The 23,022-nt window shown below is 73.7% G+C and carries 21 protein-coding genes; 6 read left to right on the top strand and 15 right to left on the bottom strand.

The genetic code is table 11. The features are described 5' to 3' along the window. Positions 1-18: 18 nt before the first annotated feature. Together ACFYNO_RS13530 and ACFYNO_RS13525 are read right to left on the bottom strand one after the other, a co-directional pair. Complete coding sequence (locus ACFYNO_RS13530; RefSeq protein WP_388010337.1) at positions 19-912, bottom strand: UTP--glucose-1-phosphate uridylyltransferase; 894 nt, start codon at positions 910-912, stop codon at positions 19-21. A gap of 47 nt (positions 913-959) precedes the next feature. Beyond that, positions 960-1,361: a VOC family protein gene (locus tag ACFYNO_RS13525; protein ID WP_388010334.1), complete on the bottom strand. Its 402-nt coding sequence runs from the start codon at positions 1,359-1,361 to the stop codon at positions 960-962. Positions 1,362-1,524: 163 nt separating this feature from the next. Between ACFYNO_RS13525 and ACFYNO_RS13520 the strand changes: the two genes are divergently transcribed. Then, a complete protein-coding gene (locus tag ACFYNO_RS13520; protein WP_388010755.1) occupies positions 1,525-2,901 on the top strand; it encodes an MFS transporter in 1,377 nt (458 codons plus the stop codon). A gap of 7 nt (positions 2,902-2,908) precedes the next feature. Here ACFYNO_RS13520 and ACFYNO_RS13515 read toward each other — a convergent pair whose 3' ends face one another. The 4 genes from ACFYNO_RS13515 to ACFYNO_RS13500 form a co-directional block, all read right to left on the bottom strand. Beyond that, on the bottom strand, positions 2,909-4,177 hold the full coding sequence (locus ACFYNO_RS13515; RefSeq protein WP_388010752.1) for a sugar ABC transporter permease: 1,269 nt from the start codon (positions 4,175-4,177) through the stop codon (positions 2,909-2,911). Between the two features lie 62 nt (positions 4,178-4,239). Continuing rightward, on the bottom strand, positions 4,240-5,019 hold the full coding sequence (locus ACFYNO_RS13510; RefSeq protein WP_388010331.1) for an ATP-binding cassette domain-containing protein: 780 nt from the start codon (positions 5,017-5,019) through the stop codon (positions 4,240-4,242). A gap of 19 nt (positions 5,020-5,038) precedes the next feature. After that, positions 5,039-6,145: a sugar ABC transporter substrate-binding protein gene (locus ACFYNO_RS13505; protein ID WP_388010328.1), complete on the bottom strand. Its 1,107-nt coding sequence runs from the start codon at positions 6,143-6,145 to the stop codon at positions 5,039-5,041. 130 nt (positions 6,146-6,275) lie between these two features. Beyond that, a complete protein-coding gene (locus tag ACFYNO_RS13500; protein ID WP_388010325.1) occupies positions 6,276-6,977 on the bottom strand; it encodes a transglycosylase SLT domain-containing protein in 702 nt (233 codons plus the stop codon). Between the two features lie 116 nt (positions 6,978-7,093). Between ACFYNO_RS13500 and ACFYNO_RS13495 the strand changes: the two genes are divergently transcribed. Continuing rightward, complete coding sequence (locus ACFYNO_RS13495; protein WP_388010322.1) at positions 7,094-7,909, top strand: class I SAM-dependent methyltransferase; 816 nt, start codon at positions 7,094-7,096, stop codon at positions 7,907-7,909. On the opposite strand, the gene ACFYNO_RS13490 is transcribed toward ACFYNO_RS13495, so the two are convergent. The 4 genes from ACFYNO_RS13490 to ACFYNO_RS13475 all read right to left on the bottom strand — a co-directional run bounded on the left by ACFYNO_RS13490 (position 7,881) and on the right by ACFYNO_RS13475 (position 15,142). Next, positions 7,881-8,960, bottom strand: a complete 1,080-nt coding sequence (locus ACFYNO_RS13490) for a monodechloroaminopyrrolnitrin synthase PrnB family protein (RefSeq protein WP_388010319.1) — start codon at positions 8,958-8,960, stop codon at positions 7,881-7,883. The two genes, ACFYNO_RS13495 and ACFYNO_RS13490, sit on opposite strands and share 29 nt — an antisense overlap. A gap of 24 nt (positions 8,961-8,984) precedes the next feature. Next, positions 8,985-9,584 (bottom strand): GNAT family N-acetyltransferase, encoded by a 600-nt coding sequence (locus ACFYNO_RS13485; protein WP_388010316.1) that lies wholly within the window; start codon positions 9,582-9,584, stop codon positions 8,985-8,987. A gap of 12 nt (positions 9,585-9,596) precedes the next feature. Beyond that, on the bottom strand, positions 9,597-13,565 hold the full coding sequence (locus tag ACFYNO_RS13480; protein ID WP_388010749.1) for a molybdopterin-dependent oxidoreductase: 3,969 nt from the start codon (positions 13,563-13,565) through the stop codon (positions 9,597-9,599). Positions 13,566-13,789: 224 nt separating this feature from the next. Continuing rightward, a complete protein-coding gene (locus ACFYNO_RS13475) occupies positions 13,790-15,142 on the bottom strand; it encodes a serine hydrolase domain-containing protein (protein ID WP_388010313.1) in 1,353 nt (450 codons plus the stop codon). Between the two features lie 393 nt (positions 15,143-15,535). Between ACFYNO_RS13475 and ACFYNO_RS13470 the strand changes: the two genes are divergently transcribed. Together ACFYNO_RS13470 and ACFYNO_RS13465 are read left to right on the top strand one after the other, a co-directional pair. Next, positions 15,536-16,093 carry a YceI family protein gene (locus tag ACFYNO_RS13470; protein ID WP_388010310.1) on the top strand — a complete coding sequence of 186 codons (558 nt, stop codon included), beginning with the start codon at positions 15,536-15,538 and terminating at the stop codon, positions 16,091-16,093. 42 nt (positions 16,094-16,135) lie between these two features. Further along, positions 16,136-16,669, top strand: coding sequence for a DUF3515 domain-containing protein (locus tag ACFYNO_RS13465; RefSeq protein WP_388010307.1), 534 nt, complete (start codon positions 16,136-16,138; stop codon positions 16,667-16,669). A gap of 206 nt (positions 16,670-16,875) precedes the next feature. Here the strand turns inward: ACFYNO_RS13465 and ACFYNO_RS13460 are convergent, their stop codons facing one another. After that, positions 16,876-17,817 carry an esterase/lipase family protein gene (locus ACFYNO_RS13460; protein WP_388010304.1) on the bottom strand — a complete coding sequence of 314 codons (942 nt, stop codon included), beginning with the start codon at positions 17,815-17,817 and terminating at the stop codon, positions 16,876-16,878. A 321-nt stretch (positions 17,818-18,138) separates the two neighbouring features. Between ACFYNO_RS13460 and ACFYNO_RS13455 the strand changes: the two genes are divergently transcribed. Continuing rightward, a complete protein-coding gene (locus ACFYNO_RS13455; protein WP_388010301.1) occupies positions 18,139-19,323 on the top strand; it encodes a helix-turn-helix domain-containing protein in 1,185 nt (394 codons plus the stop codon). Between the two features lie 7 nt (positions 19,324-19,330). Here the strand turns inward: ACFYNO_RS13455 and ACFYNO_RS13450 are convergent, their stop codons facing one another. Then, entirely contained in the window at positions 19,331-20,374 is a 1,044-nt protein-coding gene (locus tag ACFYNO_RS13450) for a LacI family DNA-binding transcriptional regulator (protein WP_388010298.1), read from the bottom strand. 73 nt (positions 20,375-20,447) lie between these two features. After that, the gene (locus tag ACFYNO_RS13445; RefSeq protein WP_388010295.1) at positions 20,448-20,756 is read right to left on the bottom strand and encodes a cupin domain-containing protein; all 309 of its coding nucleotides are present in this window, start codon (positions 20,754-20,756) and stop codon (positions 20,448-20,450) included. A gap of 141 nt (positions 20,757-20,897) precedes the next feature. Here ACFYNO_RS13445 and ACFYNO_RS13440 point away from each other — a divergent pair, with 141 nt between their 5' ends. After that, positions 20,898-21,500, top strand: a complete 603-nt coding sequence (locus tag ACFYNO_RS13440) for a hypothetical protein (protein ID WP_388010292.1) — start codon at positions 20,898-20,900, stop codon at positions 21,498-21,500. Here ACFYNO_RS13440 and ACFYNO_RS13435 read toward each other — a convergent pair. Next, positions 21,473-22,393, bottom strand: a complete 921-nt coding sequence (locus tag ACFYNO_RS13435; RefSeq protein ID WP_388010289.1) for a PfkB family carbohydrate kinase — start codon at positions 22,391-22,393, stop codon at positions 21,473-21,475. The two genes, ACFYNO_RS13440 and ACFYNO_RS13435, sit on opposite strands and share 28 nt — an antisense overlap. A gap of 195 nt (positions 22,394-22,588) precedes the next feature. Then, the gene (gene mscL / locus ACFYNO_RS13430; RefSeq protein ID WP_388010286.1) at positions 22,589-22,981 is read right to left on the bottom strand and encodes a large conductance mechanosensitive channel protein MscL; all 393 of its coding nucleotides are present in this window, start codon (positions 22,979-22,981) and stop codon (positions 22,589-22,591) included. Positions 22,982-23,022 lie beyond the last annotated feature (41 nt).

The raw sequence follows: 23,022 nt of genomic DNA, 5'->3' as shown, positions 1-23,022 counted from the left end.
GGCGGGGGCCGCGGCGGCTCAGCCGTTCAGCTCGGCGGCCATCCGCCGCAGCGCGGGTCCGTACTCCGGATCGGCCAGCGCCGCCGCGAACTGCGCGGTCAGGTAGGCCAGCGGGTTGCCGGTGTCGTACCAGCGGCCGCGGATCACCTGGCCGTAGACGGCCCGCCCGGCGGCGTAGGCGTTGATCGCGTCGGTCAGGTAGACCTCGCCGGTGCGGTGCTCGTACCAGCGCGCGGTCTGCCGGCGCAGCTCCTCGATCACCCCCGGGGTGATCACGTAGCCGCCGATCGCCGCGTAGTCGGAGGGCGCGGCGGCCGGCTCGGGCTTCTCCACCAGGCCGGTGATCCGCAGCAGCCCGCCGTCCAGGTCCTCCTTGACCACCGGCACGCCGTACCGGAAGGCCTCCGCGCGGTCCATCGGCATCAGCGCCAGGACCGGGCAGTTGGTGGCCTCGTAGGCCTTGATCAGCTGCTGGGCCCGGGGCACCTCGGCGACGAAGACGTCGTCGGGCCAGAGCACCAGCATCGGCTCGTCGCCCAGGTTGCGGGCGGCGTTCAGCACCGGGGTGCCGTTGCCGTACGGGCCGTGCTGGTCGAGGTAGGTGATGTGGCCGGCCCGGGAGAGCTCGCCGACCTCGGCGACCGCGTCCGCGTAGGCCTCCTTGCCCGCTTCCCGGAGCTGGTCCACCAGGGCGGGGTTGGGCCGGAAGTGACGCTGGATCAGGTCCTTGTTGTCGGAGACGACGATGGTGATGTCGGTGATGCCGGAGGCGATCAGCTCGCGCACGGTGTGCTCGATCACCGGCTTGTCGCCGACCGGCAGCATCTCCTTGGGGATGGCCTTGGTCAGCGGCAGCAGTCGGGACCCGAGACCGGCGGCCGGGATGACGGCCCGGCGGATGGTGGTGGTCATGTCCCGACGCTACCAGCGGTGTTGACTGCCCCGGACCACCCGTGCGGTCAGCTCGGCCAGGAGCGCGAGCAGAGCACCAGCCGGTAGCCGTCCGGATCGGCGACGGTGACCCCGTGGGCGTCCCAGTACGGGTTGTGCGCGGGCACCCGGCGGCCGCCCGCGGCCTCCAGCCGCTGGACCACGTGTTCGTCAACCGGCGCGCCGAGATAGACCACGAACAGGTCGTCCACCGTGGGGGTGGGTTCCAGCGGGTTCTCGGGATCGCGGGTCAACTCGAAGTGCCAGCGGCCGCCGGCCGGGCCGACCATCACCAGGTCGTGCTCGCCGGGGACCCGCTCCCCGGTCCGCCAGAGCACGGCGAGCCCCAGCCCGTCCACGTAGAAGTGCTCGGCCGCGGCCAGGTCGCGCGAGGGCCGGGCGATCCGCACGTGCGTCGTCGCATCGATCATGGCCGGACGCTACCCCGTCGTCCCCGATCGATCCAGTGTTCACCCATCGACAGGACAGCTCTCCTACCGAATATGTCTGGCACCGATGTACTCTGCTCCCGATAGAGCCAATAGGTACGACGATCCGACAAGCAGGAGCCCTGGTGTGAACGCGGTACTGACCCTGCTCACCACCGAACGGGCCCGCCCCGAGCCGGTCCGGCGCTCCCCCCGGGCCTGGCGGCTGGCGGTCGGCACGGTCTGCTTCGGCGCCTTCATGGGCCAGCTGGACGCCAGCATCGTCACCCTCACCTACCAGCCGCTGCGCACCGAGTTCCACACCACCCCGGCCGGGGTGGAATGGGTCTCGCTCTCCTACCTGCTCACCCTGACCGCCCTGCTGGTCCCGGTCGGCCGGGTCTCCGACGTGCGCGGCCGCAAGCTGATGTACCTCTACGGCTTCGCCGTCTTCACCGCCGCCTCGGCGGCCTGCGGGCTGGCCCCCGGGCTGGCCGCCCTGGTGCTCTTCCGGGTGGTGCAGGCGCTGGGCGCCGCGATGATGCAGGCCAACAGCGTCGCCCTGGTCACCACCAGCGCGCCGCCGGAGCGGATGCGCGCCGCGCTCGGCATGCAGGCCGCCGGGCAGGCGCTGGGCCTGGCGCTCGGGCCGACCGTCGGCGGGGTACTGGTGAGTGCGCTCGGCTGGCGCTGGGTCTTCGGCGTCAACGTGCCGATCGGGGTACTCGCCCTGGTGGCCGGCCACTACCTGCTGCCGCGCACCCGGCAGTGCGCGGCCGGCGGGCGGATCGACCTGCCCGGCGTGCTGCTGCTCGGCGGCTCCACCACGGCCGCGCTGCTCGCCCTCTCGGTGGCCTCCGGCCTGGGCCTGCCGGTCTGGTCGGCGGCCCTGCTCGGAGCGGCCGCGGCCGGCGCGGGCTGGGCCTTCCTGCGCCGCCAGCGCAGCTGTCCGCGCCCGCTGCTGGACCTGGCACTGCTGCGCGAGCGGCGGCTCGGACCGGGCCTGCTCGGCGGGCTCTGCGGCTACCTGGTGCTGTTCGGGCCGCTGGTGCTGGTGCCGGTGGTGCTGACCCGGGCCGGCTCCACCCCGCTCGCCACCGGCCTGGTGCTGACCGCCCTGCCGCTGGGCTTCGCGCTGGCCGCCACCGGGGCGGAGCGGCTGCTGCCGGCCGCCTGGAGCGACGGGCTGCGCGGCCGGGCCGGCGCCGCGGGCTGCGTGGCGGCGCTCGCCCTGCTGGTGCTGCTGCCCGCCGAGGCGGCGGTGCTGCCGCTGCCGCTGGCGCTGCTCGGCCTCTCGCTGGGCGTCTACCTCCCCGCCAACAACACCCAGGTGATGCGGGCCGTCCCGGCCACCGCGGCCGGCACCGGCGGCGGCATGGTCAACATGACCCGCGGCCTGGGCACCGCGGTCGGGGTGGCCGCGGTGACCCTGGCCCTGCACCTGGCGGATGCCAGGACCGCCGCGCTCACCCTGTTGGGCTTCGCGCTGCTCATCCTGGCAACCACCAGTCTGGCGACAACCACCACCAGCCGCCGGAGCTGAGCGCCCGTCAGGCGCGCCCCGCTGCCTTCTGGGTCCGCCGGGCCAGCGAGTCGATCACCACGGCGGCCAGCAGCACCGCACCGGTGATCATGAACTGGATGGCGTTGCTCAGGCCCTCGATGTTCATCCCGGACTGGATCGAGCCGATCACCAGCGCACCGAGCAGCGCCGACCAGGTGGAGCCCCGGCCGCCGAACAGGCTGGTGCCGCCGATCACGGCCGCCGCGATCGCGTTCATCAGCAGGTTGCCGCCGCCGGAGGTCTGGCTGGCCGACTGGATCTGCGCGGCCAGGAAGAGGCCGCCGACCGCCGCCATGGTGGAGCAGATCATGAACACCGTCATCCGGATCAGCGGCACGCTGATGCCGGCCCGCCGGGCGCCCTCGATGTTGCCGCCGAGCGCGAAGACCTTGCGCCCGTAGGTGGTGCGCCGGAGCACGAACTCCAGCACCACGATGAAGATCAGGAACACCATCAGGGCCAGCGGCAGCCCCTTGTACTGGTTGAGCGTGTAGGCCGCCAGGTAGGCGACCACCGCGAGCAGCACGGTGCGCAGCGTGATGTCCGCGACCGGCCGGGACGGCACCCCGGCCTTCCGCCGCCGGGCCGAGTCCAGCAGCGAAGAGCCGAGGAAGAGCGCCACCCCGACCGTGGCCAGCCCGTAGGCGGCGATCTGCTGCCCGTAGATGGTGCTGTACAGCCGGGAGACGATGTCCCGGCCGGACAGGTTGACCGTGCCGCTGGCGCCCAGCACCTGCAGCATCAGGCCGTTCCAGCCCAGGTTTCCGGCCAGGGTGACCACGAAGGCCGGCACCCCGACCTTGGCGAAGAAGAAACCCTGCACCAGGCCGACGCCCGCACCGCTGACCACCGCGCAGAGCAGCGCCACCCACTGGTTGACGCCGTGGGTCACCTCCAGCACCGCGAAGATCGCCGCGCACAGGCCGCTGACCGAGCCGACCGAGAGGTCGATCTCGCCCAGCAGCAGCACGAAGACCACGCCGACCGCGATCAGCCCGGTGCCGACGATCTGCTGCGAGAGGTTGGAGAGGTTCTGCGCGGACAGGAAGCTGCTGTTCAGGCTGCCGAAGACGGCCCAGATGACGATCAGCGCCACGATGACCGGCAGCGAGCCCAGCTCGCCGCTGCTCACCCGGCGGCGGAACTCGCCCAGGTAGCCCTTGATGCCCTCCTGGCGGACGATCAGCCGCGGGTCCACCGCCGGGGTGGCCTCGGCGGCCACCGGCACCGGCGCGTTGACCCCGCCGGTGGGCATCGACTCCTCGGGCAGGTGGGGGTGGTCCTCGAAGCGCCCCTCCGGGCGGGGTTGCTCCTCGCTCATGACGGGTCCTCCGTGCCGCGGGCCCTGCGGCGGGTCACGGCGTTGTCCGTGGCGCCGGTGATGGCTGAGATGATCTCCTCCTGGCTGGTCGAACGGCGGTCGAAGACACCGTTGTTGCGGCCCAGCCGCAGCACCGCGACCCGGTCCGCCACGGCCATCACGTCGGCCATGTTGTGGCTGATCAGGATCACTCCCAGGCCCTGGCCCCGGAGCCGTTCGACCAGGTCGAGCACCTGGGCGGTCTGCTCCACGCCGAGCGCGGCGGTCGGTTCGTCCAGGATCACCACCTTGGGCGAGCCGATCAGCGAGCGGGCGATCGCCACCACCTGGCGCTGGCCGCCGGAGAGCGAGGCGATCGGGATCCGCACACTGGGGATCCGGATCGACAGGGTGTCCAGCAGGGCCCGGGAGCGCTGCTCCATCGCGACCTCGTCCAGCACCCCGAACCGGGTCAGCTCGCGGCCCAGGAAGAGGTTGCCGACCACGTCCAGGTTGTCGCAGAGCGCCAGGTCCTGGTAGACCGTGGCGATGCCCAACTGCTGGGCGTCCTGAGGCCGGTGGATGGTGACGGGGGCGCCCTCCCACTCGATCCGGCCCTCGTCCGGCTGGTTCACCCCGGCGATCGACTTGACCAGGGTGGACTTGCCCGCGCCGTTGTCGCCGACCAGCGCGACCACCTCTCCGGCGTTCACCTCCAGCTCGATGTCGGTCAGCGCCTGCACGGCGCCGAACCGCTTGGAGACCCCGCGCAGCGCGAGCACCGGTGTGCCTGCCATGGTGTCCACCCCCGCCCCCTTACTTCAGACCGGCCGCGGCGCAGTCACTGGCGAAGTCGGGCGTGCAGATCTGCGCGACCGTGTAGAGGCCGTCGGCGACCACGGTGGTCTTGATGTTGTCCTTGGTCAGCACGATCGGGGTGATCAGCAGCGCCTTGACCGTGTGCCCGCTGCCGTTGGTCGCGGTGGTCGGAGCGGCCGAGGCGCTCAGCGACTGGCCGGTGGCGAGGGAAACGGCCATCGCGGCGGCGGCCTCCGCCTCCGGCTTGTACGGCTTGTAGATCGACATCGTCTGGGTGCCCGCCAGGATCCGCTGCACCGCGTCCAGCTGGGCGTCCTGGCCGGTCAGCGGCACGTTCAGGCCGGCGGCCTTGAGCGCGGTGGCGATGCCGGCCGCCATGCCGTCGTTGGCGGAGTAGGCGCCGACCACGTTGGACGCGCCGATCGCGGTGATCGCGGCGGCGGCCTCCTGGTTGGCGTTGTTCGGGTCCCAGTTCGGAGTGTCGTACTCCTTGCCGATCTTCAGCTTGCCGTCCATCGCGCTGTGCGCGCCGGCCTTGAAGTCGGCCGCGTTGGGGTCGGTGGGCGAGCCGTTGATCATGAAGATCTGGCCGCTGCTCGCCTTGGCGCCCACCGCGGCGACCAGCGCCTCGCCCTGCAGCACGCCGACCTTGTGGTTGTCGAAGGAGACGTAGGCGTCCACCGGGCCCTGGGCCAGGCGGTCGTAGGCGATCACCTTGACGCCCGCGTCGTGCGCCTTCTGCACCGAGGACTGGATCGCCTTGGCGTCCACCGCGTCCAGGATCAGCACCTGGTTGCCCTTGGTGAGCGCGGTGTCCACCTGGGTCTGCTGCTGCGTCGCGTCCTGGTTGGCGTTGTAGTAGTCGATGGTGGCGTTGGGCGCCAGCGCCTTGATTTTCGACTCGATCAGCGGCTTGTCGAACTGCTCGTACCGGGTGGTCTTGGTCTCCGGCAGCAGCAGGCCGATCTTCAGTGCAGAGGTCGAACTGGTGGCACCACCGCCGGCGGAGCCGCTGGACTTCTTGGCGCTGCCGCAGGCGGCCGCGGTGACGGCCAGGCCGGCCAGTGCGGCGGCCAGGGCGGTACGGCGCAGAAGCGTGTTCACGAGGATTCCTCCCGGTCCGAGTTCACCCCCTTCTGCTGAGTCTGCGAACCGGTCCGCGCTCCGCACGATCGGAGCTGGTCCGAACGGGGCGGCTTTCCGCCCGTCCGGAGCAGTGCGCGGTGATGCCCCGTCAGCCGCCGAGTGCCTGGGCCGCCTTCTCCCAGTTGCCGTGAAGGGTGTTCAGGTAGCCGGCGGCGGCGCTGCCGGGGGCGGTGCCGCGGGCGAAGGCGAGCATGTTGCCCGCACCGGCGTTGTAGCCGAGCGCCATCAGCTCGTCGCGGTTCAGCGCGCCGGCCGGGTGGGCGGGCAGCTGGGCGCCGAGGTCGTGCAGGAACCAGGCGGCCGCCTCGATCGCCAGGTCCGGGTCGTCGGGCAGCTCCTCCCAGTGGCGGCCGGCGAAGTCGCGGCCGGCCTTGGTGTCGTCGAAGGCGGCCCGGTGCATGTTGGCGATGCCGAAGGCGGAGTCCGGCTTCAGCGACTGCCAGGCGCGTTCGAGGGCGGGGTCGTGCGGCTTGTAGCTCTCGTTGTAGAGGATCGCCATCAGCAGCTGCGGGTCGATCCCGGCCTGCCCGGCCCGCACCTTCACCTGCGCGGCGAACCGGGCCGGGTCGTAGGCGCCCGGCGTGCCCGAGGGCGAGGGGCCGTCCGGCCCGGACGGGCTGCGCCCCGGGCTCGCCGGCACCGCGGGACCCCCCGCCGGCGAGGCGCTCGCACCTGCCGGGCCGGCCGCGCCCGGCGTGCCCGTCCCGCCCTCGTGCCGCACCGCGTGCACCGCGAAGCCCAGCACCAGCACCGCCGCCACTCCGACCGCCGCCCGCCCGTACCTGCCCACCGTCTCCGCCCTCCGTCGCCGCCCCGCTCCCGCCATCCTGCCGCAGACCGGCCGCCCTCCCCACCGGCGCACCGGCTAGAGTCGAAGATCAACACCCGTTCCGGAGGGGGCTTCCGATGACCGACACCCAGCACGACACCACCGACCGCTATGTCTTCGACCGCGCCTGGGAACGCGAGCACGAGCGGCTCTCGGCGCTGGAGGCGGTGTACGACCCGGCCACCACGGAGCGGCTGACCGGGCTCGGGGTGGCCGAGGGCTGGAGCTGCCTGGAGGTGGGCTGCGGGGCGGGCAGCATCGCCCGCTGGCTGGCCGGCCGGGTGGGCGAGCAGGGCCGGGTGCTGGCGATCGACCTCGACCCGCGCTACGCCGTCCGGCACGAGCTGGCCAACCTGGAGGTCCGGCAGCAGGACCTGCTGACCGAGCCGCTGCCGGCCGGCGCCTTCGACCTGGTGCACGCCCGGGCGCTGCTGGAGCACCTGCCGGCCCGGGAGGAGGCGCTGCGCCGGCTGGCGGCCGCGACCCGGCCGGGCGGCTGGGTGGTGGTCGAGGACTTCGACATCGAGGGCCCGATGGTCGACATGATCGCCCGCTACTGGCCGGCCGGGCACGACCGGCTGGCCGGCCGGCTCTACCGGGCGCTGGAGGCCGCCTTCGGCGGGGCGGGCGCCGACGCGGGCTACGGGCGCCGCCTGCCGGACGCGCTGGCCGGGGCCGGCCTGGCCGAGGTGGGAGCCCGGCTGCACGCCCCGGTGCTGGCCGGCGGCACACCGTTCCTGGTGCTGACGCTGCGCCAGCTCCGCACTCCGCTGCTGGCCGGCGGCCTGCTCGGCGAGGCGGAGCTGGAGGAGGTGCTGGAGCTGATCCAGCGTCAGGACGTCCGGTACGTCCCGAACGTGATGGTCACGGCCTGGGGCCGTCGGCCGAGCTGAGCGATCCGGCCAGCTGGCGCTCGCAGGCCCGGGTCAGGTCGAGCACCAGCTTGACCACCTCGGGCGCGGCACCGGCGCTGCCGGCCGTGTAGGGGCTGTCCACGGTGTAGGAGTCGCGGACCAGCCGCAGGTGGCGGCCGCGGAACACCACCAGGGCGCGCAGCAGCTCGCCCACCGCGCGACCGGCCGCCAGCAGCTCCGCCGACGCCTCGCGGCGGGCGGCGAGCAGCGCGCGGACCACCTGGGTGACGACGGATTCGCTGCCCTGGCGCTTGCGGTAGAGCCGGATCCACTCCGGCAGGCCGTAGTCCATCAGCTCCTGGTGGAGCGCGACGTGCTCCGGGTCCACCCGGTCGCTGGACCAGAGCAGGTGGTCGATCAGGTAGAGCGGCACGTGCGCGGCGGCCGGGCCGTAGTACGAACGGCCGTTCACCAGCACGTCCTCCATGTAGGGACGCAGCCGCAGCATGAAGAACTCGGCCGGCGGCACCTTCTCGGCGACCAGCCCGATCTGGGCGGGCAGCACCGCGAAGTCCTCGGCGGCCCGTTGCAGCACCGCGAGGTACTCGGCGCCGGCCGGGTCCAGGTGGGCCAGCTCGGCCAGGCCGAGCGCCGAGCGCTCGATCGCCATCGCGCCGGCCCGCACCGAGTGGATCAGCACGTCCTCCTCCGCGGCCCCCGTGTACATCCGCTGCCGCGGGCCCCGCGGGTTCCACGCGCCGTAGTGCAGCACGGTGTCGCGCGGCACCATGGCGGTCTGGGCACCCAGGCGCAGCAGCAGCTGCTCGGCACCGGGGACGACGGTGAGCGGCTCCACCCCGTAGCGCTTGAACGAGCCGAGCGTCATGCCGATGTCGCGCACGGCGGCCAGCCGGTCGCTCGTGGACTCCAGCCCCACCCTGCCGGCGGTCTCCGTCAGCTGCGCGAGGATGTCCCCCAGCCGACCGAGGTCGGCCCGCTCGTTCACCTCGGGCAGGGTTGCGAGCAACCCGTCGGCCCCCAGCGGGTCGGCCGCGGCCACCTCGGCACAGAACGAATCGGTCAGTTGCATGGCTACCACCTCCCCCTTCTCTCATCAACTGTCGCACGAGTGTCCGGGGCCACCCGCGGCGGCCCCGTGAAAATGATCATCATGCCGCCGGGTGCGACTGGCCCGCGCCGCGGGCCGCACCATCCGCAGATTCGGCAACCGACCGGCCCAGAGCTGGCGTTCGCCGGTCTCGGTGAAACCGTGGCGGCGGTAGAAGCGCACGGCGCCCCGGTTGTACTCGGTCACCCAGAGCGCGATCGGCAGCTCCGGTCCCGCCCACTCCAGGAACTCGGCCATCAGCCGGCCCCCCAGGCCCCGCCCCTGGGCCGGTCCCAGCAGGTACATCGGGCCCAGGCTGACCCGCTCCGCCCGGACCCCGCAGACCATGCCGACCGGTTCGCCGCCCACGCCGTCCCGGACCGCGCGGCAGAAGTGGCCGTCCGGGTCCCGCTCCACCTTCGCCAGGAAGCCGCGCCACTCGCTCGCGCCCTGATCAGCGGCCCAGTGGCCGCAGGTCGCCGTGATCCACTCCCGGTCGATCCCGGCGGCCGGGTCCGGATACGTCTCCAGCCAGGCGGCGAGCCGCAGCCGTCCCATGGCTGCGGCCTCCTCCTGGCCGGGTGTGGTGATCATCAGTGGGCGCACGGGCCCTATTGTTCAGTAAACATCCCGAACATAGCGATGCTCTTTCGCCAATTGTTCGATTAGCGCGCCGGCCTGGTCCCCCGTCAGGCCGCCATGGCGCGAAATGATCTCCCGCAGCGCGTGGTCCACGTCGCGGGCCATCCGGGCCGCGTCACCGCAGACGTAGAGGTGCGCGCCGGCGCTCAGCCACTCCCAGAGCCGGGCGCCGTGCTCGCGCATCCGGTCCTGCACGTAGACCTTGGCCCGCTGGTCCCGGGAGAACGCCAGGTCCAGGCGGTCCAGCTGCCCCGCTTCCCGCAGCTGCGCCAGCTCCTCCTGGTAGTAGAAGTCCGTCGCCGCCCGCTGCTCGCCGAAGAAGAGCCAGTTGCGCCCGGTGTGCCCACGGGCCTGCCGCTCCTTCAGGAAGCCGAGGAACGGCGCCACCCCGGTGCCCGGACCCACCATGATCATCGCGGCGGCCGGGTCCTCCGGCGGGTGGAAGTGCGGGCTGCGCTGCACGAAGACCCGCACCGGGCCGTCCTGCGCCCGGTCCGCCAGGTAGCCCGAGCAGACGCCGGCCCGGTTGCCGTAGCGGATCACCGAGACGGTCAGGCTCACCGAGCCGGGGTCGGTGAGCGGGCTGGAGGATATCGAGTAGAGCCGCGGCTGCAGCTTCTTCAGCACGCCCGCCCACTCCGCCGCCGTCGCCCGGACCGGCAGCTGCGCCACCACGTCCACCGCCTGGCGGTCCCAGCTCCACTTCGCCAGCTCGTCCTTGTTGTCCCCGCGCAGCAGCCGGCGCAGCTCCCGGTCGCCGCTGCGCTCGGCGACGAAGCGCAGCAGCTCCGGGGTGATCCGGGCGATCTCCAGCCGGTGCGCCAGCGCCTCGGCGAAGGTGGTGGGCTCGCCGCCGACGGTGACCGGCTCGCTGCCGTCCAGATCGGTGACGGCCAGCCACTCCTTGACCAGCTCCGGGGAGTTGACCGGCCAGATGCCCAGCGCGTCGCCCGCCTGGTAGGCCAGCTCGCCGCCGCCCGTGCCGAAGGTGAACTGCCGCACCTCCTTGGTCGCGCCCGGGCGGCTGAGCAGCCGGTTGCCGGTCAGCTCGGTGGTGAACGGGTTCGCCTTGGTCCAGCCGGCGGCCGGCCCGGCGGGCGAGGTCAGCGCGGTCAGCACGGCGGCCAGCCAGGCGTCGGCGGCCTGCTGGTAGTCGGCCTCGCAGTCGGTGCGCGGCGCCAACCGGGTGCCGCCGAGCTCGGCCAGCCGGGCGTCCAGGCGGCGGCCGTGGCCGCAGAAGTCCCGGTAGCTGGAGTCGCCGAAGGCCAGCACCGCGAACCGCAGGCCGGTCAGCGCGCCGGGCGCGGCGGCCTCCAGCGCGGTCCAGAAGGCGGCGCCGCCGTCCGGCGCCTCGCCGTCGCCGAAGGTGCTGGTGATCAGCAGCACCGGCACCGCCGGGTCCAGCGACTCGGGCGTCCGGTCGGCCATCGCGGCGATGACCGGGCGCAGGCCGGCCTCGGCCAGCCCGGCCGCGCAGCTGGCGGCGTACTCCTCGGCGGTGCCGGTCTGCGAGGCCCAGAGCACCAGGACCTCGGGGCCGGCCTGGGGCGGGGGAACGGCGGCGGGCTGATCCTGCCGGGAGTAGAGGCCGGCCAGCAGGCCGTCCACCCAGCGGGTGTGCTCGGCGGGCAGCGGCGCGCCGGCCGGCAGCACCGGGACGCCGACCGGCGGGGCGGCCCGCAGCCCGGCAAGGAAGCCGGCCAGGTAGCGCTGCTCCTCGGCGCCCAGCACGGGCGGGGCCAGCGCCGGGGCGGCGAGACCGAGTGCCCGGGCGGCCAGCTCCACCCGGCCGTCGGCCTCCTCCGGCGGCTTCGGCGGCTCCACCGCCGCGGCCACCCGGGTCAGCGAGACCGCGCAGGCCTTGAGCTCGGGCTGGAAGGAGATCGGGTCGACGGCGTCATTGGTCACGGCGTTGATGCTCAGGTCCTCACCGAACACGTCGTTCCAATGCAAGGGGGCGAAGCAGGTGCCGGGCCGCACCCGGTCGGTCGGCACGGCGGGCAGCACCGCGTGGCCGCGCCGGGAGGCGATCTTCACCCGGTCCCCCTCGGCGATGCCCAGCGCCTCCGCGTCGGCGGGGTGCAGCTCGACGAACGGGCCCGGGTTGAGCTTGGTCAGCTTGGCCACCCGGCCGGTCTTGGTCATGGTGTGCCACTGGTGCGCCACCCGGCCGGTGGTCAGGGTGAACGGGTAGTCCTCGTCCGGCAGTTCGGCGGGCGGCAGGTGCGGGCGGGGGAAGAAGACGGCCCGGCCGCTGGGCGTCGGGAAGGCCAGCCGGGGGCGGCTGCCGTCGGGGCGGACCAGCAGGGTCTGGCTGACGCCGTCGTTGAGGTAGCGGATCGGGTTGCGGTCCTCGCCCGCCGGGTCGGCGCTCGGCCACTGCACCGGGGTGCGGCGCAGCCGGTCGTAGCTGATCCCGCGCAGATCCCAGCCGGTGCGCGGGTTCCAGGCCCGGCGCAGCTCCTCGAAGACCTCCTCGGCGCTGCCGTGCCCGAACCCCTCCTCGAAGCCCATCGCGCGGGCCACCCGGGCGATCAACTCCCAGTCCGGCAGGGCCTGTCCGGCGGGCTCGACGGCGCGCTGGGCGAGCGTCAGGTTCCGCTCCGAGTTGACCATCACGCCCTCGCTCTCGGACCAGGGCGCGGCGGGCAGCACCAGGTCGGCGTAGGCGCTGGTCTCGGTCTCGGGGTAGAGGTCCTGGACCACCACGAACTCGGCGGCCTCCAGGCCCTGGATCACGGTGCGCCGGTTGCCCACCGAGGCCACCGGGTTGGTGCAGATGATCCAGCAGGCCTTGACCGCGCCGTCGGCCAGCCGGCCGAACAGCTCCACCGTGCCCTGGCCGGTCTCGGTGCGGATGGTGCCGGGCTCCAGCCCCCACAGCTCCTCGCAGAACGCCCGGTCCGCGGCGTCCAGCACCGAGCGCTGGCCGGGCAGTCCGGGGCCCATGTAGCCCATCTCCCGGCCGCCCATCGCGTTCGGCTGGCCGGTCAGCGAGAACGGACCGCTGCCCGGGCGGCAGATCGCACCGGTGGCCAGGTGCAGGTTGACCAGCGCGTTGGTGTTCCAGGTGCCGTGGGTGCTCTGGTTGAGGCCCATGGTCCAGCAGCTCATCCACTCGCCGGCCTCGCCGATCCAACGAGCCGCCAGGCGCAGGTCCTTCTCCGGCACGCCGGTCAACTCGGCGACCACGGCGGGCGGGTAGTCGGCCAGGAAGGCGGGCATCGCCTCCCAGCCCTCGGTGTGCTCGGCGATGAACCGCGGGTCGGTGTGCCCGTTCTCCACCAGCAGGTGGAGCAGGCCGTTGAGCAGCGCCAGGTCGGTGCCGGGGCGCAGCTGGAGGAAGAGGTCGGCCTTCTCGGCGGTGGCGGTGCGGCGCGGGTCGACCACGATCAGCTTGGCGCCGCTGCGCACCCGGTCCATCATCCGCAGGAAGAGGATCGGGTGGCAGTCGGCCATGTTGGCGCCGGTGACCAGGAAGGTGTCGGCCCGGTCGAAGTCCCGGTAGGAGCCGGGCGGGCCGTCGGCGCCCAGCGAGAGCTTGTAGCCGCTGCCCGCGCTGGCCATGCAGAGGCGGGAGTTGGACTCGATCTGGTTGGTCCGCACGTACCCCTTGGCCAGCTTGGTGATCAGGTACTGGGCCTCCAGGGTGAGTTGGCCGGAGACGTAGAAGGAGAGCGCGTCCGGGCCGTGCTCGTCCAGCAGTTCGCGCAGCCGCCGGCCGGTCTCCCGGATCGCCTCCTCGACCTCCGCCGGCACGGCCGGGCCGCCGCGCTCGGGCCGGCGCAGCGCCGTCTCCAGCCGGCCGCCGGCGGCCAGGAACTCGGCGCTGGTGGCGCCCTTGGTGCAGAGCCGCCCGGCGTTGGTCGGGTGGTCCTTGTCGCCGACCGCCCGCAGCACCCCGGTCCGACCGCCGCCCGGCAGCGGGCCGACCTCCAGCACCATGCCGCAGCCCACGCCGCAGTAGGAGCAGGCGGTGCGCAGCTGATCGGCCGATGGCCGCGGTCCTGTCACGCCCTGCCTCCCCGGAACGGGCGGCCGGCCCGAGGAGGACCGCCACCGATGGCTCTGTGGTGTTACCCGCACCGTAGAAACCCGGTGTAACGCGCACATGACGGAAGGCAGGGCCCGCGCGTTACATCTCCTGCATTCCGGCCGGTCCGCGGGCGTCAGATCGGCGAGAGCTCGCAGGCGTGCACCAGGTAGTTCCCGAGCAGTCCGGAGCGGTCCCCGTCGGCGTACGCGGCGGCCCGGCCGACCAGTTTTCCGCCCGCCTCGTTCAGCTCCAGCGCGAGCATCGGGCTGTTCCGGCGGGCGTCGTCCGTGGGCAGTTGCAGGGCGACCGCGGACCGCAGCCGGTACTCCCGGCCGGCCGCGGCGGCCGCCCGCACCGGCTCGCCACCGGTGAACGCCACGGAAACCCGAGATTCCGTCAGGATGTCCAGAAGGATCGGGACTTCGCCCTCGGGGGTGCGGACCACACCGGCCCACCGGCCCACCGCCAGCGGCACCGGCCGGGCCGGATCGGGGGCGTACGGCGCGATCTTGCCCGGGTGGTACTCCGGGACCAGCTCGGTCAGCAGGTGGTCCACGACCGCGTCGCGGGCGGCCTTGATGGTGTGGTTGGTGAGCACGGCGAGCGACAGCTCCAGCTCGGGCACCGCGACCACCATGGTGGCCACCCCGCCCATCCCGCCGCCGTGGCTGCGCACCTGCGGGCCAGGGCCGGTGGAGAGGATCCAGCCGAGGCCGTAGCCCACGTGATCGGTGATGGCGGGCGCCTCGGCCACCGCGGCGGCGGTACCGGGGGCGAGCAGGCCGGGCGCGCCGTGGCCGAACCGGGCCAGATCTCCGGCGGTGGCCCAGGCGGCGCCCGCGGCGGGGGTGCTCAGCAGGTAGCCGGCGGGGTAGGCGCGGCCGTCGGCGGTGTAGCGCTCGGCGGTCGGGGCGCTGCCGGGGTAGGCGGCGCCGTAGTGGGTGTCGGCCATGCCGAGCGGCCGCAGCACCCGCTCGCGCAGGAAGTCGCCGAGTTGCTGTCCGCTGCTGCGCTCCAGCAGGCCGCCGAGCCGGTGGAAGCCCAGGTTGGCGTATTCGAACCGGGCGTCCGGCGCGGCCAGCGGGGCCTGGTAGCGGTCGGGGTCGATCAGCGCGGGCCCGCCCGGGTAGGCGAAGGCGACGTGGCCGCCCAGGCCGCCGCGGTGCCGCAGCAGCTGGCGCACGGTGGGCGCCGGGCTTCCGTCCGGGCCGTCCGGGCCGTCCGGGCCGGGCACCGGATCGTCCAGTCCGAGCAGCCCCGCGTCCGCCGCCAGGCAGACGCCGGTCGCGGTGATCGCCTTGCTGACGGACGCCACCGCGTAAGCGGTTCCGGGCGTCGCCGGGCGGCGGGCGGCGGTGTCGGCCCAGCCGTGCGCCTGCTCCAGCACCACCTCGCCGCGGTGGGCGACGGCGATCGAGACGGAGGCGGTGCCGTGCGCTGCCAGCGCCTCGGCACAGACCTTGGCCAGCGCGTCCCCGTCCACCATGTTCCCTCCCCGACTCCGGCAACCTGCGCCAGCGTAGCGGGACGGGTGCGGGCCGCGACCGCCGGATTGGCTCCCGCTCTCCCGGGTAGGCGGATCCAGGAGGTGACCGGTCATGAGCATCCCCTTCCCCACCGACCCCGACGCGGCCCCGCCGCACACGCCGCAGCCGCCGCTGCCGCCCGACCCCCTTCCCCCGGTGCCGGGGCCGCCGCCCCCGCACCCGCCCGTCCCGCCGCCGGACCCCACCGGGCCCGAGCCCGGCGACCCGCCGCCACGGGAGACTGCTCCATCCGGGCTCCATCCGGGCGATGAGCCTCGCGTCGCGCGGGAGCCCGGGGCGCCCACTGCCTAGCGTGGGCACCCCGACCGTTGCCCCCCGTTTGGAGCCACGCGATGACCACCTCCACCCCGCTGACCGAGCTCACCGGCTCGTACGTCCTCGACCCGGCCCACACCCGGATCGGCTTCGTCGCCCGGCACGCCATGGTCACCAAGGTGCGCGGCCACTTCGGCCAGTTCGAGGGCACCGCGGACCTGGACGGCGCCGACCCGTCGAAGTCCACCGTCAGCCTGACGATCAAGACCGAGAGCATCGACACCGGCGTCGAGCAGCGCGACCAGCACCTGCGGACGAACGACTTCCTGGACGCGCCGACCTACCCGGAGATCACGTTCCGCTCCACCGGCGTCGAGCCCCTGGGCGGCGACAAGTACCGGCTGAACGGCGAGCTGACCATCAAGGAGACCACCAAGCCGGTCGCCCTGGAGGTCGAGTTCGACGGCAGCGCCACCGACCCCTACGGCAACCTGCGGCTGGGCTTCGAGGGCTCCACCACGATCAGCCGCAAGGACTACGGCATCACCTGGAACGCGGCCCTGGAGGGCGGCGGCGTGCTGGTCGGCGACAAGGTGGTCCTGGAGTTCGACGTCTCCGCCATCCGCCAGCCCTGACCCGGGGGCTGCGACCTGACGGACGGCGGTTAGCATCGGTGCGTGTCCACCCCCCGCCGTCCGTCGCGCCTCCTCCAGGCCCTGCCCGCCCCCGTGCGCTGGCTCGCCCTGCCGGCGGCGCTGGGGGCTTGCGTGGCGGCGGTGTACTGGCCGAGCACGTACCAGCCGCCGCTCTCGGCGCCGTCGCCCGACGCGAAGGCCGTCGGGCCGTGCCAGGCCCTGATGAAGCAGCTCCCGGATCTCATCGAGGGCCACTCCCGCACCACCCCGTCCCCCTACGTCGCGGTCTGGTCCACCTCTCCGCGCACCGTCCTGCGCTGCGGCGTCCCGCGCCCGGCCTCGCTGGATGCCCACGCGGGCGACCTGGGCCCGAACGTGGACGGCGTGCAGTGGTACATGGAGGGCGACGGGCACGGCGGCAACACGTTCACGTTGACCCTGCACCAGCTGTACGTGGAGGTCGCGGTCCCCAAGGGCGCGACTCCGTACCCGGCTGATCCGCTGGCTCCGGTGTCGCCTGCGGTACTGGCGACGATTCCGGACCTGAGCGGGCAGTTGAACACCCCGTCGGACTGACGGCAGGGCCAGGCCGCGGTTTGGCGTCCCCTCCCCCCCGTCGACCTCCACCAAGCCGTCCAGCCGGTTCGCCCCAGCGCACCGAGGCCTGTCGGGCCATCGCCGGCCCGCCGAGTCCAGCGAGCGTTTCGTCTGCTCCGGGGCTCACGTGACCGCAGCCCAGCCCCCGACCCGGCAGCAGCCGGAGGCCGAACCACCGACCGCAACTACCCCAGCGGCCCCGTCACCGGCAGCACCACCTCGCAGGGGACCGGCACCGGGTGCGCCGGGTCGAGCGCGTTGAGCACGTCCGCCAGGGCGATCGGGTCGTAGGCGATCTCGATGTGCTCCGCCGCGTCCAGCACGCACTGGTCCTGGACGGTGATGTCGGTGACGTTCGGGCCCGCCGGCAGGAAGGCGTTGGTGTACGGCGTGACCACCTCGTCGTTCTTCGTCGCGATCACCGTGTAGCTCACCCCCGGCACCGTCTCCCCGCCCGCGTTGAGCGCGTTGATGAACGGGCCGCCCACCTCCTGCTCCACGCACGCCCGGCACCCGGCCGTCGCCAGGAACAGGTTCGCGGGCTCCAGCAGGCCGAGTTGGGTGGCGAACGCGGTCAGCCCGTCCAGGGTCGTCCCGTTGTTGCTGGGCGCCAGGCCGACGAGCTTCGCGACCTTCGCCGCGCCGCCCAGGTTCTTCAGGTAGTAGCGCGGCATCATGCCGCCCTGCGAGTGGCCGACCAGGTCGACCTTGGCCGCCCCCGTGGCCGCCAGCACCTGGTTGACGAAGCCGGACAGCTTCGCCGCGCCGTCCTCGATCGGGCCGGTCCCCTGGATCCACGAACCGTCGTTCGCGCCGCCGTAGTTGAATGTGTAGACGCAGTACCCGTGGTCCGCCAGCAGCGGGGCGGCCGCGCGCCAGTTGTCGTTGCGGTTCTCGAAGGTGCCGTGGACCAGCACGACCGGGTCGGGGTGGGCGGCGCTCGGGTGGCAGGTGGGGTCGTCGGCGCCCGGCGGGGCCTGCTGCGGGGTGGTGAAGCCGAGCACGAAGCCGGTGCTCGCGTGGTAGTCGACCGGGCGGTCGGCGGCGGCGGCCGGCTCAGCCGAGGCGGCGAGCAGGCCTGCCAGGGCAGCGGCAGCCGCCAGGGCCAGTGTGCGGTGCGTTCTCATCTCCAGTACCGTCCCTTGTTCTGGAATTCCGATACCGGCCGTAGCGCAATTCGGGAGAATTCCCGGGGCCAGTGCCCGGCGATGCTAGGAGCGACTCGGAAGGCGGTCAACGCGCTGCTCAGCGGCGCTCTCGAAACCCTCAGCCGAGTGCCAGCAATTCACCTCGGCCGAGGCCGAATCCTGTCATCGCCGCACAGGCCCCGGAGTTTTCCGGGAAGCACCGTCCGATCTATTGACTCGTCAGTAACTTCGGCTCCATACTCCGGTTCTGGACCTGCGGCAGCACGTCGGGGAGGCCGCCGAGCAGAGAAGGGAAAGCCGTTGGCCACGCCCTGGCAGATGCTGCCCAGCCAGTTGGCCGCCGAGCTGCGCCGGGAGAACCGGGCGATCGCCGCCGAGATCATCCGGGAGATTCGTGCACAGGTCCCGGAATTCTCCCGGCCATTGGCGGGAAAGTTCGGTGCCGGAATCCAGCAGGGCGTGGAGACGGCACTGGAGGAATTCGCCGACCTGGTCGCCGGCGCGGAGCCCGGCGGCCCGGAGCGGCTGCGGGTCTACCGGGCGCTGGGCCGGGGCGAGCTGACCGAGGGCCGCAGTCTGGACGCGCTGCAGGCCGCCTACCGGCTCGGCGCCCGGGTGGCCTGGCGGCGGTACTCGCGGGTGGTGCGCCGGGCCGGCGTCTCCAGCGAGGTGGTCGCGGCGCTCGCCGAGGCCGTTTTCGCGCACATCGACGAGGTGGCCGCCGCCTCCGTGCAGGGCTTCGTGGAGGCGCAGGCCGACCAGGCGGGCACCCTGGGCCGCAGCCGCCTGCAGCTGCTGCACCTGCTGGTCGGCGGGGCCGACCGCGGGGTGCTCGCCACGGCCGCCGCCCGGGCCGACTGGCCGCTGCCCGGCGAGCTGGCCTGCGTGGCGCTCGGGCCCGCCCGGGCCCGCGGTACCGAGGGCCGCTCCGCCACCCGCGAGCGGCTGCCCGCCGCCGCACTCACCGACTTCGAGGCCGTCGAGCCGTTCCTGCTGCTGCCCGAGCCGGCGCCGCTGCTGGCGGACGAGCGGGTGCGCAGGGTGCTGGCCGACCGCGGCGCGGTGATCGGGCCGACGGTGCCGCTGGAGGCGGCCGCCGACTCGCTGCGCTGGGCCCGGGCGGTGCGGGCCCGGCTGCCCGCCCCGGGCCCGGCCGAGCCGGTGCACTGCTCGGCACACCTGGTCGGGCTGCTGCTGCTCGCCGACGAGCCGCTGGTCCGGCTGATCGCGGCCCGCCGGCTGACGCCGCTGGACGGGCTCACACCCAAGCAGGCCGAGCGGCTGGCCGCCACCCTGCTGGCCTGGCTGCAGGCCGGCCGGGGCAGCGCCCCGGAGGTCGCCGCCCGGCTCGGCGTGCACCCGCAGACGGCCCGACAGCGGCTGCATCAGGTGCAACGGCTGTTCGGCGAGGCGCTGAGCGACCCGGACGCGCGCTTCGAGCTGGAGGTGGCCCTGCGCCATCGCCTACCGAGACCGGAGCACTGACGGCCCGTCAGGCGGACTCGCGCACCACCAGCTCGGTGGCCAGCACCAACTGCCGCCGGGCCCGCCCCGGTTCGGCGATCTCCTCGAGCAGCAGCCGGGCCATCGCGCGGCCCATCTCCTCGATCGGCTGGCGCACACTGGTCATCTGCGGGTCGGTGTGCCGGGCCACGATCGAGTCGTCGAAGCCGACCAGCGCGACGTCCTCCGGCACCCGCCGCCCGGCCGTCCGCAGCACCTGCAGGGCGCCCGAGGCCATCACGTCCGAGGCGCAGAACACCGCGTCCAACTCCGGTGACCGCTCCAGAAGTTCGGCCATCGCAGCGCGCCCGCCGGGTTCGGTGAAGTCGCCGTAGCCGATCAGCTCCTCCCGGTACTCGATGGCCTGCTCCCCCAAGGCCTCGCGGTAGCCCGCGAGTCGGGCCTGCGCGCCCTCCATGTCCAGCGGTCCGGTGATGGTGGCGATCTGCCGGCAGCCGCGCCGCAGCAGGTGCCGCACCGCCATCCGCGCGCCGCCCGCGTTGTCCGCCGCCACATAGCTCAGCGGCTCCTGCTCGCCCCGCCGGCCCGCCAGCACCGCCGGAATCCCCAACTGCTCCAGCACCCCCGGCAGCGGATCGTCCCGGTGCACCGCCACCAGCAGCACCCCGTCCACCCGCTGCGCCCGCAGATAGGCCGACAGCCGGTCCCGCTCCCGCTGGTTGCGCACCAGCACCAACAGCAACTGCATCTCGGTGTCCGCCAGTTCGGCGGACACTCCGCTGATGATGTCCGCGAAGTACGGCTCCGAGAACAGCCGGGTCTCCGCCTCCGGCACCACCAGCGCGATCGCGTCCGCCCGGGAGGTCACCAGCGTCCGCGCCGCCCGGTTCGGCACGTAGCCCAACTCGGCCACCGCCTGCTCCACCGCCGCCCGCGCCCGCTCGCTCACCCGCGGCGACCCGTTGATCACCCGCGACACCGTGCCCCGGCCCACCCCGGCCAACGCCGCCACCTCCTCCAGGGTCGGCCTGGCGGTCGGCGCCTTGGCGGGTCGCCGTGCGGTGCTGCTCATCCTTCACCTCGTACGGTCGCGGCAGATCGGGGGCCATTGTGACAGGTGCCCCCGCGCCGGGGACATCCGCTGGTCACCCGGCCTCACCCTGGAACAGCACCAGGGTGCCCCGGCTCCCGGCCGCCACCCGGTGCTCCGTACCCGCCGCAACGGTGAACAGCTCACCCGAGCGCAGCGGCACCGCGCGACCGGGCGTCAGCTCGAGCAGCAGCTCACCGTCCAGCACCAGGAGCACCTCGGGCGTGTCGTGGGTCTCCGGCGGCAGCGGCTCGCCCGACATCCGCAGCACCCGGACCCCCGCCCCGGCGACCCGCGCCACCTCGGCCGACTCCCACTCGCGCGGCAGTTGCGCCGCCGTCCGCCACAGATCGACCACCTGCACGTCCGTTCCCCCGTTCCGTTCCCGCGCGGCCGCGATCCTGTTCCGCATGCCGCCGATTTCCCAGGACGCTAGCCCATTACCGAGCGCCGTTGGCTGACCGTTCGGCAAAATCCGTGGCCGGACAGCCCCTAGGCTGGGCGGATGGCGATCAACGGCTTCGGCACCACCGAGTTCCAACTCGTGCTGCTGCGGCGCATGGCGGACTTCCAACCGGCCCTGGTCGAGGAGGCCGTCCGCACCCTGGGCGCCACCCGGGCCGAGCTGCGCGAGGCGAACAAGCGCTGGCAGGCCATGGTCCGCGCCCCGCGCTTCCCGCACGGGCTGCGCCGCCACACCGCCGTGCTCGGCCCGCCCAGCGCCACGATCCCGCGCCGGATCGGCGATCTGCCCTGCTCGGCCGTCCAGTGGCCGCTGCCGCTCTGGCCGGACCTGCGCTTCGAGCTGCTGCTCGGCCCGCGCGAGACCGGGCACGCCACGCTCAACGAATGGCTGGTCCGCGCCCCCGACGCGCCCCCGCCCGCCCTGCGCACGCTCGCCGACCTGACCCCCTGGAGCTGCGTGGTCGCCGACCTGGGCGCAGCCTTCCCGCCCGCCGTGCCCCGGGAGGGCAGCGCGCCGACCCGCTGGCAGCTCGACTTCACCGCGCCCGACGAGCACGGCCGCCCGCGCCCGAGCACCGCCGACTTCACCTGGGGCCTGCTGCAGGAGGTGCGCGACTACCCCGCGACCCCCGCACGGGCGTGAAGCTCCGCCGCACCCAGCGGCGCGACCCGGCTGGCCGGCACGGTGCAGGCGTGCGCCCCGGCCACCGCGCCGTACTCCGCGCACCGCGCGAGCGGCGCGCCGCCCAGCAGGCCGTACAGGAACCCGGCGGCGAAGGCGTCCCCGGCGCCGTTGGAGTCCACCACCGGCTCGGGCGGGGCGACGGCGGGCTGGTGGTGCAGTGCTCCGTCGGCGGCCGTCAGCAGGTAGCTGCCCGCCGCGCCGGCGGTGGCGACCACGGCCCGCGCCCGCCCGTAGCCGGCGATCCGGCGCATGGTGCGCTCGGGGTCGACCAGCGCGGCCGTCGAGACGAAGACCAGGTCGGCGGCCCGGGCGAACGGCTCGTGGTACGGGTTCTCGCCGTCCCAGTCGTGCAGGTCGGTGGAGAAGGGCACGCCCGCCGCCAGCAGTCCGGGCAGCGCGGCCGCGCACGGCTGGGTGATCGCCACGTGCGCCCAGCGGCTGGCGGCGGCCAGCTCGCGGACGGCGGCGGCCGGGAGGCGGTCCTCGTCCCGCGCCCGGCTGCCGTCGTAGAGCGAGAGCCGGCGGCCGTCCGGGCCGACCAGGTTGACGGCGCGCCGGGTGCCGCCGGGCAGCGGGAAGGCGGTCAGCGCGATGCCGTGGCGCTCGTGCAGCCGGCGGACCAGCTCGCCCTCGTGGTCGTCGCCGAGCAGGTCCAGGTGGTGGGTGCGCAGGCCGAGCGCCGTGAGGCCGAGCGCGACGAAGTCGCCGGTCTGGCCGGCCCGGGTCACCACGCCCGACACCGGGTAGCTGTCCGCGTAGGGCAGCGGCAGCTCGGGGACCGGCACGATGGTGTCCACCCCGGCTCCGCCCAGCACCAGCACGTCGATCCGATCCCGATCCCGATCCCGCATCAGGCACCCTCCCGTGGTGATCACCGGCGCCCGAGTCAAGCAGTCGGCCCAGCCCCGCGCAAGGACGTTCTGAAACTTTCTGCAAGAGATTTCCCATAGACTCCCGCACGGAGCGCAGGCCCGTCCCCCAGGGTGCCGGGGAACGGGCCTGCGCGAACGGGTCTCGCCTGCGGGTCGGGCGGGGTCGGGCGCGCCTCAGGCGCGCGGCGGGGTGCGCATCAGGTCGCGCATCTGGGTCAGCAGCTCGACCTCGGTCAGCGGCTCCTCCGCCGGCGGCAGGCCGGCCTTGCGGCGCTTGCGGTCGGCCAGTCTGTTCAGCGGGGCCACCACGAAGAAGTAGAGCGCGGCGGCGATCAGCACGAACGAGATCAGCGCGTTGATGAACGCGCCGTACCGGAAGATGCTGTGGTTGATCGTGAAGGTGAGCGCGGAGAAGTCCTGCTTGCCGAAGATCGCGGCGATCAGCGGCGTCAGCAGGTCGTTGACCAGGCTGTTGACCACGGCCACGAACGCGGCGCCCATGACGAACGCGACCGCCAGGTCGATCACGTTCCCGCGCATGATGAACTTCTTGAACCCCTGCAGCATCACAGCCTCCTCGTAGTCGCCACCCCTCCAGCGTTCGGCGC

Origin of the sequence: Kitasatospora sp. NPDC006697 (assembly GCF_042869935.1) — a bacterium.
In the GTDB taxonomy this organism is placed as follows: Bacteria; Actinomycetota; Actinomycetes; order Streptomycetales; family Streptomycetaceae; genus Kitasatospora.
This window is presented reverse-complemented; position numbering and strand designations above follow the sequence as displayed.